Below are 15393 nucleotides of genomic sequence, written 5' to 3' on the forward strand. Positions count from 1 at the left end.
CCGGCTCCTCCAGGGTTCAGTGGCGGTAGGTGGAGCCGGTGTGCTGTTCGGGCAGGCGGGCAGTGCCGTGGAAGACTTTTTCCCGCAGCGTCCCTTGCGCATATTCGGTTTTGTACGACCCGCGCCTCTGCAACTCCGGCACCACCAGGTCGATGAAGTCGACGTAGCTTTCCGGGGTGACGATGCGCGTGAGGTTGAACCCATCCAGGCCGGTTTCGCTGATCCACGATTCCAGCTCGTCGGCGACTTGTTCGGGCGAGCCGACCAGGGTGATATAGCGACCGCCCAAGGCGTGTTGCTCAAGCAATTTGCGCCGGGTCCAGTCGTTGTTTTGCAGATTTTTGGTGGCGGATTGGATCGCGTTGCTCTTCACGTACTGGATCGGTTCGTCGAGTTCGTACTGGGCAAAATCAATCGCGGTGGACGCCGAGAAATGCGCCACGCCCGCCTCCGGGCTGGCGTAGCTCAGGTACTCGGCGTGCTTCTTCCAGGCGAGTTCCTCGGTCGCGCCCACGATCACATTGAGGCCCATGAACACCTTGATGGCGTCCGGGGCGCGCCCGGCCTCGACCGCGCTGGCGCGCACCTTGTCCACCTGGACCTTGGTCGCGGCCTTGTTCTGCCCGCTGATGAACACGCACTCGGCGTGGCGCCCGGCGAACAGCAAGCCACGCTCCGAACTGCCGGCCTGGAACAGCACCGGCGTGCGTTGTGGCGAAGGCTCGCAGAGGTGATAACCCTCCACCTGGTAGAACTCGCCATGGTGCTCGACCTTGTGCACCTTGCCCGGCTGCGCATACACCCGCGCCTGTGGGTCGTTGAGCACCGCGTCGTCTTCCCAGCTGCCTTCCCAGAGTTTGTAGAGCACCTCCAGGTACTCATCGGCCTGGTCGTAGCGCCGGTCATGCTCGACCTGCTCGGTAAGGCCCATGGCCTTGGCAGCGCTGTCGAGGTAGCCGGTGACGATGTTCCAGCCGACCCGGCCACGGCTCAGGTGGTCGAGGGTGGACATGCGCCGGGCGAACAGATACGGCGGCTCGTAGGTGAGGTTGGCGGTCAGGCCGAAACCGAGGTTCCGGGTGACCGCCGCCATCGCCGAGACCAGCAGCAGCGGGTCATTCACCGGCAGTTGGATCGACTCCTTGAGCGGCACATCGATGGAGTTCTGGTACACGTCGTACACGCCGACGATGTCGGCGATGAACAAACCGTCGAACAGCCCGCGCTCCAGGGTTTGCGCGAGGTCGGTCCAGTACTCGAGGGTTTTGTATTGGGTCGAGGTGTCCCGTGGATGGGTCCACAGGCCGTGGTTGATATGCCCGATGCAGTTCATGTTGAAGGCATTGAGCAGGATCTTTTTCTTCGCCATCAGATGGTCCCCCGCAGTGGCGGGTTTTCATCGTTGAGGTAGTAGTTGCCGACCGCGTGGTACTTCCAGCGCACCGGGTCGTGCAGGGTGTGCACGCGGGCGTTGCGCCAGTGCCGGTCGAGGCCATGCTCGGCGAGGGTGGCCTGGCTGCCGGCGAGTTCAAACAGCGTGCTGCCAGCGGCCAGGGAAATCTCGGTGCTCAGGGCGCGCACTTCAGCGACGGCGATGGAGGCTGCCGCCACGGTCTCGGCGTTGCTGTCGGCCTGGGCGCGGTCGAGGCATTCGCCGGAGCGCTCCAGCAATGCCTCGGTGGCGTGCAGGCGAATACTCAGGTGGCCGAAGCTCTTGAGGGTCAGCGGGTCTTCGGTGGCCTTGTCGTTACCGGAGTCGATCCACGGGCGGGTCTTGGTGCGCACAAAGTGCAGCGCGTCCTCGAAGGCGGCGCGGGCGATGCCGGTGTCGATGGCGGCGTGGAGGATCTGCGCCAGCGGGCCGACGGTGGTCGGGCGCTCGAAGGCGCTCTGGAACGGGATCACGTCTTGCGCGGCCACCCAGACGTTATCGAACACCACCGAACCGCTGCCGGTGGTGCGCTGGCCGAAGCCGCTCCAGTCGTCGATCACGCTCAGGCCTTCGCTGTCACGGGGGACAAACGCCAGTTGCTGCACGCCGTGTTCATCCACCACTGAGGTGGGGATGCGCTGGGCGTAGATCGCGCCGGTGGAGTAGAACTTGCGGCCGGTGATGCGAAAGCCGTCGCCGTCGCGGGTAATTCTGGTGACGCGGTCGTGGGCGGTCTTGGTGCCCAGTTCCGCCAGGGCATTGCCGAAACGCTGGCCCGCGAGCACTTCGGCGTACAGGCGGCGTTGCTGCGCCGGCGTACCGTTTACGCGCAGCACTTCCAGGGCATAGAAATGGTTTTGCGGAATCTGGCCCAGCGAGGCGTCGGCCTGGGCGATCAGTGCGATGACCTTGGCCAGCGTGACGTTGGACACACCGGCGCCGCCGTATTCCTTGGGCACGCTGATGCCCCACAGGCCGGAGCGCGAAAACACGTCCAGTTCAGGCAGCGGCAGGCGGCGCTCGCGGTCGCGCTGGGCGCTGTCGCGGCGGAAGTCTTCGGCCAGGTCGCTGGCGACAATAAGGGCTTGTTCGTCGCTGGTGATAACCGCGACGTGATGAGAAAGGGTCATGCGTATTCTCCAGAGGTCTGGTCGGTTAAATCCAGGAGTGACGAGCCGGCAAGGTGCCGTTCAGGCGATAAGCGCCCACCGCGTGATACTTCCAGCGCACCGGGTCGTGCAGCGTATGCACGCGGGCATTGCGCCAGTGACGGTCGAGGTTGAATTCGGCGAGGGTGGCGCGGCTGCCGGCCAGTTCGAAGAGCTTTTCGCTGACCAGCAGCGACACTTCAGTGGTCAGCACCTTGGCTTCGGCGACGGCAATCGACGCACGGGCGGCGGATTGCGCGGTGATCGGCGCGGCACTGACCTGGTCCAGCACCTGGCCGGCCTTGCGCAGCAGCGCTTCGGCGGCGTGCAGTTCGATTTTCAGCTTGCCGATATCGGCGATCACGTACAGGTCATCGCTGGCCCGTTCGACCTTGGCGTCGATCCACGGGCGCGAGCGCTCGCGCACGAAGGCAATGGTGTCATCCAGCGCGCCACGGGCGATGCCGGCATCGATGGCGGCCTGGATCAGTTGCGACACGGCGCCCTGGATGGTCGGGGTTTCGCCGAGGCGCCAGTTCTCGACCACCAGCTCGGCGTCCACCGGCACCCGGTCCAGCAGCACGGTGCCGCTGGCGGTGGTGCGTTGGCCAAAGCCGGACCAGTCGTCGACGATGCGCAGCCCCTCGGTTCCACGGCGCACGAACGCCATGACTTGCTTGCCGTCATCGTTGAGCGCCTTCACCGCAACCCAATGCGCAAACAGTGCGCCGGTGGAGTAGAACTTCTGGCCGCTGATCACGTAGCCGTCACCCTCGGCGGTGATGCGGGCCTTGAGTTCCAGGGTGTTCCTGGTGCCGCGCTCCGGGCCGGCGTTGCCGATGCGCCAGCCGTCGAGCACGCTCTGGAACAGCTGTTTTTTCTGGCGTTCGGTGGCGGCGCCCTGCAGCACGTGGAGGATTCCGAAATGGTTCTGCGGGATCTGTCCGAGGGCCGGGTCGGCCGCGCTGATGATCGCGAACACGTCGGCCAGGGTGGTGAATGACACCTGTGGGCCGCCGTATTCGCGGGGAATGGAAATACTGCCCAGCCCACTGCGGGTGAACTGCTCGATCTGTGCCCACGGCAACTTGCGTTGCTGGTCGCGCTTGGCGGCTTGCAGGCGCGCAGCCTGGGCCAGCTCATGGGCGGCGTTCAGCGCCTCTGCATCGTTGCGCAGCACGACGGCCGGCAACAACAGAGGGGCTACGTCCAGATCACTCTGGGGGGGTGTTAGAGCCAAGTTAGACATCAGCGCCGCTCCTTGGCTGCACGTAATGCCCTGGCGTTATGCACCGGGGTAATTCTGACCATACCGACCTCGCATTCAATGAAATGACAACAGGAAAATCAGGAATGTCCGGTGGTCCGGTGCATATACCCTAAGCGTGTTAAATATTTAAATAAACTAACTTTTGGGAATATGCATAGAAGGTCTGTCACCCAGGTTCGCAGGGTGAACCGAGGGGGCGTGGCTGATAGCTCTGCGCGGCCCCGCCGGGGCGGGCGGGCACCCAGGCGGCGATCCTCAACGTGCGGGCGGGCGCCCAGCGGGAATTGTTGCCGACGCGGTCCAGAATGCAGTACGTCACCTCCAGCCGGCAGTCGTCGCCGGCTTCGACAATCACCGTCGACGGCACCCAGACCTGCACGGCCAGGCCGACGGCCTTGGCCTGGATGCTTGGCAGGTCCATGCGCACATCGCCCCAGCGCAGGGTGATGGCATCGCCGGTGGTCATGTGCTGGTAGGGTTCGATGGTCAGGGGAATGCCGCGCCGCACCTGGCTGCTGTTGACGCCGTAGCGGCGGATCGTCTCGGGCAGGCCAACGGGGGCGAGGTTGTGGTTTTCGTCGCTGTACAGCTGTGCAGGCTGCCCGCCCGGGCATTGGGTCTTGACGCGCACCTGCGTGGTCGCCGAGCGCGCAGGGCCATGGCCGATCTGCATGACCTGATAGTGCACCTGCGCCGGGCCGTCCTGCACAAAACTTTCCGGTACGCGCAGGCGCGTCGACGTGCCGACCTTGCCGGCCGTGACTCGCCGTGAAGCCGCAAAGCAGTTGTTCCAGAACAGCTCGATCAGGTCGCCTTCATCCATGCCGGGGTACGGCGCGATATCGACCTGCAGCTGAGTGGCGGCGAGGGCATTGATGCCGTTGCGAAGTGCCTGGGGCAACGTCGGGGCGTTGAGCATGGCCGGGGTGGCGGTGCGCGTCATAAGTAATCTCCTTGATGCAGCCAGCAGCAATCGTTCCGGCCCCTTGGCGCGGGTGCGCACGGGGTCGAAATGAACGATTCAGAAAATAGCCGGGATAGGATCCAATCCTCTGAGTGCTAGATAAGAGGGTTGGCCAAGGGGCGTCAATGGCGGCAAAGGGCTAAACGGCGGGTTGCTGCAGATTCAGAAGGGTCTGACTGTGAGGGGGATTTCAGCGGGTGTGTGGCGAGGCGTTTTACTCGTTGAAACGAGGACTTCGCGTAGGAACGCACTCAGGTGGGAGCAAGGCTTGCCCGCGATGCAGGCACCTCGGTGTATCCGCCGCACCGCAGTGATGCTATCGCCGGCAAGCCAGCTCGCACACAAGCCCGGGAGGCTGTCAGTGGGCGAGGAATTTGCTCAGGAACTGCTTCGTGCGTTCTTCCCTGGGGTTGGCGAACAACGCCTTGGCTTCGCCTTGCTCCACGATCACCCCCTTGTCGAAGAAGATCACCCGGTTGGCCACGTCACGGGCAAAGCTCATCTCGTGGGTGACGATCACCATGGTGCGGTTTTCCTCGGCGAGGCTGCGGATGGTTGCCAGTACTTCGCCGACCAACTCCGGGTCGAGCGCCGAGGTCGGTTCGTCGAACAGGATCACTTCCGGCTCCATGGCCAACGCGCGGGCAATCGCCACGCGCTGTTGCTGGCCACCGGACAGACGCCGAGGGTAGGCGTCTTCCTTGCCCGCCAGGCCAACCCTGGCCAGCAGCTTGCGCCCCAGGGCCTCAGCGGCTTCGCGCGGCATCTTCTTGACCACGGTCGGCCCTTCGATGACGTTTTCCAGCGCGGTGCGATGGGGGAACAGGTTGAAGTTCTGGAACACAAAGCCGACGTGCTGGCGCAGGCGTCGCACCAGGGTTTGCTGCTGATTGATCGGCTTGCTGCTGTCGATCTCGATGTCCCCGACCTTGATGCGGCCGCTGGTGGGTTGCTCGAGGAAATTCAGGCAGCGCAGGAAGGTGGTCTTGCCGGAACCGCTGGGGCCGATGATGGCGACGACTTCGCCTTCCTTGACCTCCAGGTCGATGCCGTTGAGTACCACCTGACCCTTGAATTGTTTGGTCAGTTTTTCAACCACGATCATGCTTCAGGACTCCAGGTCATGCCGGTTGACCCGGTCTTCCAGACGATTTTGAAAATGCGCCAGGATGCTCGCCAGGATCCAGTAGATCAGGGCTGCAGAGAGATACATGGTGAAGATTTCGAAGGTGCGCGCCGACACCAGTTGCGCCTGGCGAAACAGCTCGGGCACCTGGATGGTGGCCGCCAGCGCGGTGTCCTTGACCAGCGAAATAAAGCTGTTGCCCAAAGGCGGCAAAGCCGTGCGCATCGCCTGCGGCAGGATGGCCCGGCGCAGGGTCTGCGCACGGGTCATGCCGATACTGGCCGCGGCTTCCCACTGGCCACGCTCGATGGAGCTGATAGCCGCGCGCAGGATTTCACAGGCGTAGGCGGCCATGTTCAGCGAGAAGCCGATCAGGGCCGCCGGGATCGGATCCAGCTCGATGCCCACTTGCGGCAAGCCGTAGTAGATCAGGAACAGCTGCACCAGCAAGGGCGTGCCGCGAAAGAACGACACGTAGACGCGGGCAAGCAAGCTCACTGACTTGAAGCGCGACAGGCGCATCAAGGCCAGGCCGAAGCCCAGCAGCAAGCCGAAAAACATCCCGCCAAGGCTTAGAATCACCGTGTAGTACGCGCCCTTGAGTAGAAAGGGCGCGGAGTCCAGCGCGAGTTGGAAACCTGCTTCCATTATTGAGTGACGTCAGCGTTGAAGTACTTCTCGGACAGCTTCTTCAAGGTGCCGTCGGCGCGCAGCTTATCGAGGGCCTTGTTCACCGCGTCGAGCAGTTCAGGCTCGCCTTTGCGCAGGGCAATACCGGCTTCCTGGCGGGAGAAGGCATCGCCGGCGGTGGCGGTGTCCGGGGCTTTCTTGGCGTATTCCAGGGCGGCCAGGCGGTCGATCAGAATGGCGTCGATGCGGCCGATGCGCAGGTCCTGGAACTTGGTAGGGTCATCGTTGTAAGTCTTGATGATGGCTTTAGGCTGGTTGTCCTTGAGCCATTGCTCGTAGTTGGTGCCCAGGCCCACACCGACTTTCTTGCCGGCCAGGTCGTCGGCGGTCTTGATGCTGTCGACATTCTTCTTCAGCACCAGCGCTTGAATACCGGAGACGGTGTAAGGCTTGGAAAAATCGTATTTCTTCTTGCGCTCTTCAGAGATGGTCACCTGGTTGACCACGGCGTCCAGGCGCTTGGATTCCAGGGCGGCGAGGATACCGTCCCATGGCGTGGCTTGCAGTTTGACCTTCACGCCCAGCTCTTTGGCCAGTGCCCCGGACAGCTCGACTTCGAAACCGCTGAGCTTGCCGCTTTCATCGACAAAGCTGAACGGTGGGTAGGTGCCTTCGAGACCGATCTTGATCTCGCCGGCTTTCTTGATGCTGTTCAACTGCTCGCCGGCCACTGCCTGGCCGAGCAGGCCAGCCCCGAGTGCCAGGCCCAAAGTGCCAACCAACAACGTGCGACGCAATACAGAAATAGTCATGAAGAGCCCCTGTGTTTTTTATGTTGAGCGAAGCAGGTGACGCAGTAGTCGTATCCTGCCTTAAAGCGCGTAGCGCGTCTTCGCCTACGGCGCGATGATAGAGCGGGTTTTTAAGACTTGAAAATAATATAAATCTAAATTGATATTCGATTATCGAATATGCGAGCTATTTAATGTGGGAGCTGGCTTGCCTGCGATAGCGGTGCAAAGGTCAGCACATCGGTAGCTGACAGAGCGCCATCGCAGGCAAGCCAGATCCCACATTTTTTAGTCCGCGTTAATTCAATTGAATACCGAGTTGTAGGCAAACAACGCCGGCGCCCCGCCGGTATGCAGGAAAATGATCGGACCCTCCTCAAAACGCTGACGCCCGATCCCATCCAACAAGCCGGCCATGGCCTTGCCAGTGTAGACCGGGTCCAGCAGCAGGCCTTCCTGGCTGGCGAGCAGCTTGATGGCCGCCAGCGTACCGGCGTTCGGCTCGCCATAACGGGGGCCGAAGTATTCGTCCCAGAGAATCACCTTGAACGCCTCGGGCACCGTTACGCCCAGCAACTCGGCGGTGCGTTCGGCCAGGCCCTGCACTTTCGGAAACTGTGCTTCTTCGGTACGCGACACGGTGACGCCAACCACCGGCAGGTTCGGCAGCACGTCGCTCAAGGCCAGGGCGAGGCCACTGTGGGTCCCCGCACTGCCGGACGCCAGCACCACGGCGGAAAACTCGATGCCGCTGTCTTCAATTTGCGCCGCCAGCTCAAGGCCGGCGCGCACGTAACCCAAGGCGCCGAGGGCGTTCGAGCCGCCGATCGGCACCAGGTACGGCTTCTTGCCGTTGCTGCGCAGGCGGTCGGCGAGGGCATTCAGTTGGTCGTCGACATTGTCGAGGTTTTCCACCAATTCGACCTTGGCGTCGAAGAGGTCCAGCAGCAGACGGTTGCCGTTGCCCAGGTAGTTGGGGTCTTCGGTGCCGGTGGGGTTTTCCAGCAGCGCTACGCAACCCAGGCCGAGCTTGGCGGCGAGGGCGGCGGTCTGGCGCACGTGGTTGGACTGGATCGCGCCGGCGGTCACCAGGGTGTCGGCACCCTGGGCGAGGGCATCGGCCGCCAGGTATTCGAGTTTGCGCAGTTTGTTGCCGCCCATGGCCAGCGGCGTGGTGTCGTCGCGCTTGACGTAGATGTCCCTGCCCAACCAGGCCGACAGCCGCTCGAGTTTTTCCAGGGCAGTGGCACCGCCCAGCAGTTCCAGGCGGTTAAAACGGTCGAGCTGTTGTTTGATCATGGCTACGCACGGTGACTGAATGATTGGCCGACTATAGGCAGGCACTTTTCATCGGGCAACCGCCAATCGCTTATTCCGTGAAGTTCTTAGAATCGCACCATTGGTTCTTAAGGGCGGCCAGGGTGCATACCGTAAAGTGATGGCCATTTCGTCAGGAGTGAAGACCGTGAGTGAGCGTTCCAGTCATTGGCAATTACAGACCATCGTCAGCCAACTGCGCGGCGCCCGGGACCAGTGGCGAACGCGCAATGGCCGCTTGAGCGGCGAGCATGGCGGCCGCGAGTTGCCGTCCCGCGAGGCCGTCGCGCAGATTCTCGAAGCACTGTGCGGTGCGCTGTTCCCCATGCGCCTGGGGCCGGTGGACCTGCGTGAAGAAAGTGAAGATTTCTACGTCGGCCATACCCTCGACGTCGCCCTGAATGCCTTGCTGGCACAGGCGCGCCTGGAGCTGCGCTACGCCGCGCGCCAGGGCGGCCAGGATGACAGCGCGGTCGACGCCCTGGCCATCCGCCTGATCCAGGATTTTGCCCTGGCCTTGCCGTCCCTGCGCAGCCTGCTGGACACCGACGTGCTGGCCGCCTACCACGGCGACCCGGCCGCGCGCAGTGTGGATGAGGTGCTGCTGTGCTATCCGGGAATCCTCGCGGTGATTCACCATCGCCTGGCGCACCATCTGTATCGCGCCGGTTTGCCGCTGCTGGCGCGGATCAGCGCCGAAATTGCCCACTCGGCCACCGGTATCGACATCCACCCGGGTGCGCAGATCGGCCCGAGTTTCTTTATCGACCACGGGACCGGCGTGGTGATTGGCGAAACCGCGATCATCGGCGAACGGGTGCGTATCTACCAGGCCGTGACCCTGGGTGCCAAGCGCTTCCCGGCGGATGAGGATGGGCAGCTGCAGAAGGGCCACCCGCGTCACCCGATTGTCGAGGATGACGTGGTGATCTACGCCGGGGCAACGATCCTGGGGCGGATCACCATCGGCAAGGGCTCAACGATTGGCGGCAATGTGTGGCTGACCCGCAGCGTGCCGGCGGGGGCGAATATCACCCAGGCGAATCTGCAGCATGATGATGGGGCGCAGAAGTAAAAAAAACTGCACACATCCCCTGTGGGAGCGGGCTTGCTCGCGAATGCGGAGTATCTGTCAATGAATCATCGGCTGACCCAGCGCATTCGCGAGCAAGCCCGCTCCCACAGTTGGAATGCATTCCAGACCTGAGCGGATTTCTCCCGAAAATCGCTGAACGTTTTACCTCCCGCACCCGTCATACCAGTCCTTGAGCTAGTGTAGGAATTATCTACCACTCAGCCCTGCGATTAGTCCCAGACCGCCTATCCATGTTTAACTTGAATGTTCGTTCAAGTTAAACCGGTGGTTCGCTGCCCGCTCACAACAGGAGGCTTACCTTTGCTGAGTCCGTTTTTTACAGCCACATCTCCCGCCCGAGGGGTGCATCGTTCATGAGTGCATCGTCGACCCCAGCCAGCGGCCTGGTGCGCATGAATGCGCCCGTCTTCTACTTTGCTGCAACCTTCATCTTGCTGTTCGGCATCACTGTCATCGCTATCCCGCAACAGGCCGGCGCCTGGCTGCTGGCCGCGCAAAACTGGGCGGCCAATACGGTCGGCTGGTACTACATGCTGGCGATGACCCTGTATCTGGTCTTCGTGGTGGTCACCGCGCTATCAGGCTACGGCAAGATAAAACTCGGTGCCGACCACGACGAGCCCGAATTCAGTTACCTGTCCTGGGCCGGCATGTTGTTTGCCGCCGGGATCAGCATCACGCTGTTCTTCTTCTGCGTCTCCGAGCCGCTGACGCACCTGGTGCAACCGCCCCAGGGCGCACCGATGAATGCCGACGCCGCGCGCCAGGCCATGCAGATCCTGTTTCTGCACTGGGGCCTGCATGGCTGGGGCGTGTTCGCCTTTGTCGGCATGGCCCTGGCGTACTTCGCCTACCGGCATAACCTGCCGCTGGCGCTGCGTTCGGCGCTGTACCCGCTGATCGGCAAGCGCATCAACGGCCCCATCGGCTATGCGGTGGATGGCTTCGGCATTATCGCCACGGTGTTCGGCCTGGGGGCCGACATGGGCTTTGGTGTGCTGCACCTCAACTCCGGCCTCGACTACCTGTTTGGCATTGCCCATACCCAGTGGATCCAGGTTGGATTGATCACCTTGATGATGGGCGCGGCGATTCTGGTCGCGGTGGCCGGCGTCGACAAGGGCGTGCGAGTGATGTCCGACATCAACATGCTGCTGGCCTGTGCGCTGCTGCTGTTCGTGTTGTTCGCAGGTCCCACCCAGCACCTGCTCAACACGCTGATCCAGAACATCGGCGACTACCTTGGCGCGTTGCCGACCAAGAGTTTTGACGTGTACGCCTACGACAAGCCGAGCGACTGGCTCGGCGGCTGGACGGTGTTCTACTGGGCCTGGTGGATCGCGTGGTCGCCGTTTGTCGGCCTGTTTATCGCGCGGATTTCCCGTGGCCGGACCATCCGTGAGTTCGTCTTCGGCGTGCTGCTGATCCCGCTGGGCTTCACCCTGGCGTGGATGTCGATCTTCGGCAACAGCGCCATCGACCAGGTGCTCAATCACGGGCTGACGGCCCTCGGTCAGTCGGCCATCGATGACCCGTCGATGAGCCTGTACCTGTTGTTGGAAACCTACCCGTGGAGCAAGACGGTCATTGCGGTCACCGTGTTTATCAGCTTCGTATTCTTCGTGACCTCGGCCGACTCCGGCACCGTAGTGCTCTCGACGCTGTCGTCCAAGGGCGGCAACGCCGATGAAGACGGGCCGAAATGGCTGCGGGTGTTCTGGGGCGCGATGACGGCGCTGGTCACCAGTGCGCTGCTGTTTGCCGGCAGCATCGACTCGTTGAAATCAGCCGTGGTGCTGACCTCGCTGCCGTTCTCGATGATCTTGCTGCTGATGATGTGGGGGCTGCACAAAGCCTTCTACCTCGAGTCGCAAAAGCAGATCGCGCAGTTGCACTCGTTGGCGCCGATCTCGGCCTCCCGCAAGGGCCGTGGCGGCTGGCGCCAGCGCTTGAGCCAGGCCGTGCATTTCCCGTCACGCGATGAGGTGTACCGCTTCCTCGAATCGACGGTTCGCCCGGCGATCGAAGAAGTGACGGCGGTGTTCGTCGAGAAGGGCCTGAGCGTGGTCACTCAGCCGGACCCGGCCAACGACAGCGTCAGCCTCGAAATCGGGCATGGCGAGGAGCATCCGTTCATCTACCAGGTGCAAATGCGCGGCTACTTCACGCCGTCGTTCGCCCGGGGTGGCATGGGTTCCAAGGAGATCAATAACCGTCGCTATTACCGCGCGGAAGTGCACCTGAGTGAGGGCAGCCAGGACTACGATCTGGTGGGCTACACCAAGGAGCAGATCATCAACGACATCCTCGACCAGTACGAGCGCCACCTGCAGTTCCTGCACCTGGTGCGCTGACCTGTAACTCCCCGCAAAGCCCCGTTCTACGGGGCTTTCTTAAATTTAATTTCATTCGTCAAACCCTCGGTTTGACGCGCAACTGTCATCTGGCCACTGCGTAATTGTGTGAAGCGTTTGACGCTTTCATTTCAAAACAGTGACGGAGACCGGTAACAATGAAGACGTTATTAAGCCCTATGGTGGGTGCCGCCATGGCGAGCTTTATGCTGTCCGCCCATGCCGATTTTATCGATGACAGCCACGCCGACGTGACCCTGCTCAATCGCTATCTCAACCAGCAGGGGCGTGATGTGGTGAACAGCAATGCCAAGGCCCACAGCATTCGCGATTGGGGCCAGGGGTTCGAGTTCAACTTCAAGTCGGGATACACCGAGGGGCCGGTGGGTTTCGGCTTGGATCTGCAGGCGTTCTACGGGCTGAAACTGGATTCCGGTGGCGACCTCAACGACAAGGATCACCAGGGCCGCTACCCCGGCAGCATGTTCCCGCTGGACAACGGCAAGTCCGCCGACCAGTTCGGCGTGCTCAGCCCGACGTTCAAGATGCGCTTCGCCCAGGACGAGCTGCGCGTCGGCACGCTGTACGGCAACAACCCGGTCCTGGCCAACACCGACGGGCGCCTGTACCAGCAGACCAATACCGGCGTGCAACTGGTGTCCAAGGACCTTACCGACTTCACCTTCACCGGCGGCGATATCCTCAAGACCAAGATCCGTAACGAGACCGGCGACCAGGGCATGATCACCGCCGGCGGCACCAAGGAAAGCGATCGCTTCCTGTTCGGCGGTGCGGACTACACCGGCATCCAGAACACCACCGTCAGCCTGTGGTACTCCAATCTTGAGGACTACTACCAGCAGTTCTTCCTCGGTGCCAAGCGCCATGACGCTTTGTCGGTCGGCGCGATCGACACCGATGTGCGGGTGTTCCGCAGCCTGGGCGTGGGCGGCAACGCCGACGGTGACAAGGACTTCGCGGCGGCGGGTCTCTACGGTGACGGCGTGAACAAGGGGCGCATCAACCAAACTACCGCCAGCTTGCTTGAGAGCTACAGCCTGGACGGCCATACCGTCGGCCTGGGTATCCAGAAAAACAGCGGCGACAGCGACTTTCCCTACCTGGATTCCGGCTTGAACAGCGGCGACAACCGCCAGGGCCCAGGTTCAGGTGCCGACACCCCGGCCCTGACCAACATGCAGTTGAACAAATTCCAGCATGCCGGCGAGCGCACCTGGCTGGCGCAGTACAAATATGACTTCGGCAAACTCGGCCTTACCGGCCTGACGTTCTCCGCGGCGTATGCCCACGGTGATGACATCCGCACCGCACAAGGCACCACCAGCGAATGGGAACGTAACGTTGCCGTGGCGTATCAAGTCCCCACCGGCACCCTCAAAGGGCTCGGCGTGACCTGGAAAAATGCCCACGCCAGCCCGGACATCAGCGGTGCCACCGTGCAAGATGAAAACCGCTTTTATGTCAGCTATGTCGTTCCACTCTGGTAGGCAATTGCTGTAAAACGGAAAGGCAGACTTAAGCGATTCAGCTGGTTAAAAGGCCTGGGAATAACCTTATTCCCAGGCCTTATTTGCCTACGTCCAAGAGAGGATTCGATGACTTACATTGCTGCCGAAAACCGCTATGAATCTATTCCGTATCGCCGCGTAGGCCGCAGTGGACTGGTGCTGCCGGCACTGTCCCTGGGGCTGTGGCACAACTTTGGCGACAGCACCCCGATCGACACCCAGCGCGCCCTGTTGCGCACCGCGTTCGACCTGGGGATCAACCACTTCGACCTGGCCAACAACTATGGCCCGCCCTACGGCAGCGCCGAGATCAACTTCGGCCGTTTGCTGCGCGAAGACTTCAAGCACTACCGCGACGAATTGATCATCTCCAGCAAGGCCGGCTGGGACATGTGGCCCGGCCCCTACGGCCAGGGCGGCGGTTCGCGCAAATACGTGCTGGCCAGCCTCGACCAGAGCCTGCAACGCCTGGGCGTCGACTATGTGGATATTTTCTACTCGCACCGGTTTGATGCCGATACCCCCCTGGAAGAAACCGCCAGCGCCCTCGCCACCGCCGTGCAACAGGGCAAGGCCTTGTACATCGGCATCTCTTCCTACTCCGGGGTAAAAACCCGCGAAATCGCCGCGCTGCTCAAAGAGTGGAAAGTGCCGCTGCTGATCCACCAACCGGCCTACAACCTGCTCAACCGTTGGGTGGAAAAAGACCTGCTGGACACCACCGAAGAACTCGGCGCCGGGGTGATTGCGTTCACACCGCTGGCTCAAGGGCTGCTGACCGACAAGTACCTCAACGGCGTGCCGGCCGACGCACGAGTGAATCGTCCGGGTGGCGGTTCGTTGCAGGCCAAGCACCTGTCCGAAGCCAACATCGCCCATGTGCGTGCGCTGAATGAAATTGCCCAGCGCCGTGGCCAGAGTCTGGCGCAACTGTCCCTGGCCTGGACCTTGCGCGACCCACGGGTGACCAGTGCGCTGATCGGTGCGAGCCGGCCGGAGCAGATCATTGAAAACGTCGGGGCGTTGAAGAACCTCAGCTTCAGTGCCGAAGAACTGGCGGAGATCGATCGGTTCGCGCAGGAAGGCGGGATCAACTTGTGGGAGAAGCCGTCTACTGCTGAGTAATCTGCAGTAGTCGGTCACTGTGGGAGCCGGGCTTGCCGGTGAGGGTGGTGTGTCAGTCGATGAAGGTGTTGGCTGGGCTACCGCTTTCGCAGGCAAGCCAGCTCCCACAGTTGATCTTCAGTGGGGCGAATTTCCTTGGCCGGGCTCGGTCACTGTGGGAGCTGGGCTTGCCTGTGAGGGTGGTGGGTCAGTCGATGATGGTGTTGGCTGGGCTACCGCTTTCGCAGGCAAGCCAGCTCCCACAGTTGGTTTTCAGTGGGGCGAATTTCCTTGGTCCGGCTCGGGCAATGTGGGAGCCGGGCTTGCCCGCGATGGCGGTGTGTCAGTCGATGGAGGTGTTGGCTGATCCACCGCTTTCGCAGGCAAGCCAGCTCCCACAGTTGATCTTCAGTGGGGCGAACTTTTTCGGCACGATTCAAATCACTGTGGGAGCCGGGCTTGCCCGCGATGGCGGTGGGTCGGTCGATGAAGGTGTTGGCTGGGCTACCGCTTTCGCAGGCAAGCCAGCTCCCACAGTTGATCTTCAGTGGGGCGAATTTTTTCGGCACGATCCAAACCACTGTGGGAGCCGGGCTTGCCTGTGAGGGCGGTGGGTCAGTCGATGAAGGTGT

Annotated in this window: 12 protein-coding genes; 4 read left to right on the forward strand and 8 right to left on the reverse strand. The window is 62.1% G+C overall.

All coding sequences use genetic code 11. The features are described from left to right. Positions 1-16: 16 nt before the first annotated feature. From BBG20_RS01330 to BBG20_RS01365, 8 genes are all read right to left on the reverse strand, one after another. Positions 17-1369, reverse strand: a complete 1353-nt coding sequence (locus tag BBG20_RS01330) for an LLM class flavin-dependent oxidoreductase (protein WP_065899577.1) — start codon at positions 1367-1369, stop codon at positions 17-19. Continuing rightward, on the reverse strand, positions 1369-2562 hold the full coding sequence (locus BBG20_RS01335) for an SfnB family sulfur acquisition oxidoreductase (protein ID WP_065899578.1): 1194 nt from the start codon (positions 2560-2562) through the stop codon (positions 1369-1371). The genes BBG20_RS01330 and BBG20_RS01335 overlap by 1 nt, the downstream gene beginning before the upstream one ends. A gap of 25 nt (positions 2563-2587) precedes the next feature. After that, positions 2588-3829: an SfnB family sulfur acquisition oxidoreductase gene (locus BBG20_RS01340; RefSeq protein ID WP_065899579.1), complete on the reverse strand. Its 1242-nt coding sequence runs from the start codon at positions 3827-3829 to the stop codon at positions 2588-2590. A gap of 187 nt (positions 3830-4016) precedes the next feature. Further along, the gene (locus BBG20_RS01345; RefSeq protein ID WP_065899580.1) at positions 4017-4793 is read right to left on the reverse strand and encodes a hypothetical protein; all 777 of its coding nucleotides are present in this window, start codon (positions 4791-4793) and stop codon (positions 4017-4019) included. A gap of 379 nt (positions 4794-5172) precedes the next feature. Next, positions 5173-5919, reverse strand: a complete 747-nt coding sequence (tcyN, locus tag BBG20_RS01350; protein ID WP_065899581.1) for an L-cystine ABC transporter ATP-binding protein TcyN — start codon at positions 5917-5919, stop codon at positions 5173-5175. A gap of 3 nt (positions 5920-5922) precedes the next feature. Further along, the gene (gene tcyL / locus BBG20_RS01355) at positions 5923-6588 is read right to left on the reverse strand and encodes a cystine ABC transporter permease (RefSeq protein ID WP_065899582.1); all 666 of its coding nucleotides are present in this window, start codon (positions 6586-6588) and stop codon (positions 5923-5925) included. Then, positions 6588-7382 carry a cystine ABC transporter substrate-binding protein gene (gene tcyJ, locus BBG20_RS01360; RefSeq protein ID WP_065899583.1) on the reverse strand — a complete coding sequence of 265 codons (795 nt, stop codon included), beginning with the start codon at positions 7380-7382 and terminating at the stop codon, positions 6588-6590. The genes tcyL and tcyJ overlap by 1 nt, the downstream gene beginning before the upstream one ends. 282 nt (positions 7383-7664) lie before the next feature. Then, the gene (locus tag BBG20_RS01365; protein WP_065899584.1) at positions 7665-8660 is read right to left on the reverse strand and encodes a D-cysteine desulfhydrase; all 996 of its coding nucleotides are present in this window, start codon (positions 8658-8660) and stop codon (positions 7665-7667) included. A gap of 166 nt (positions 8661-8826) precedes the next feature. Between BBG20_RS01365 and epsC the strand changes: the two genes are divergently transcribed. From epsC to mgrA, 4 genes are all read left to right on the forward strand, one after another. Then, a complete protein-coding gene (gene epsC, locus BBG20_RS01370) occupies positions 8827-9753 on the forward strand; it encodes a serine O-acetyltransferase EpsC (protein WP_065899585.1) in 927 nt (308 codons plus the stop codon). Between the two features lie 413 nt (positions 9754-10166). Next, positions 10167-12128, forward strand: a complete 1962-nt coding sequence (gene betT / locus BBG20_RS01375; RefSeq protein ID WP_162946137.1) for a choline transporter BetT — start codon at positions 10167-10169, stop codon at positions 12126-12128. 179 nt (positions 12129-12307) lie between these two features. Beyond that, on the forward strand, positions 12308-13636 hold the full coding sequence (locus tag BBG20_RS01380) for an OprD family outer membrane porin (protein WP_083221307.1): 1329 nt from the start codon (positions 12308-12310) through the stop codon (positions 13634-13636). 108 nt (positions 13637-13744) lie between these two features. After that, entirely contained in the window at positions 13745-14782 is a 1038-nt protein-coding gene (mgrA, locus tag BBG20_RS01385; protein WP_065899588.1) for an L-glyceraldehyde 3-phosphate reductase, read from the forward strand. The last annotated feature ends 611 nt before the right edge of the window (positions 14783-15393 follow it).

The organism is Pseudomonas aylmerensis, from assembly GCF_001702265.1.
Taxonomy (GTDB): Bacteria; Pseudomonadota; Gammaproteobacteria; order Pseudomonadales; family Pseudomonadaceae; genus Aquipseudomonas; species Aquipseudomonas aylmerensis.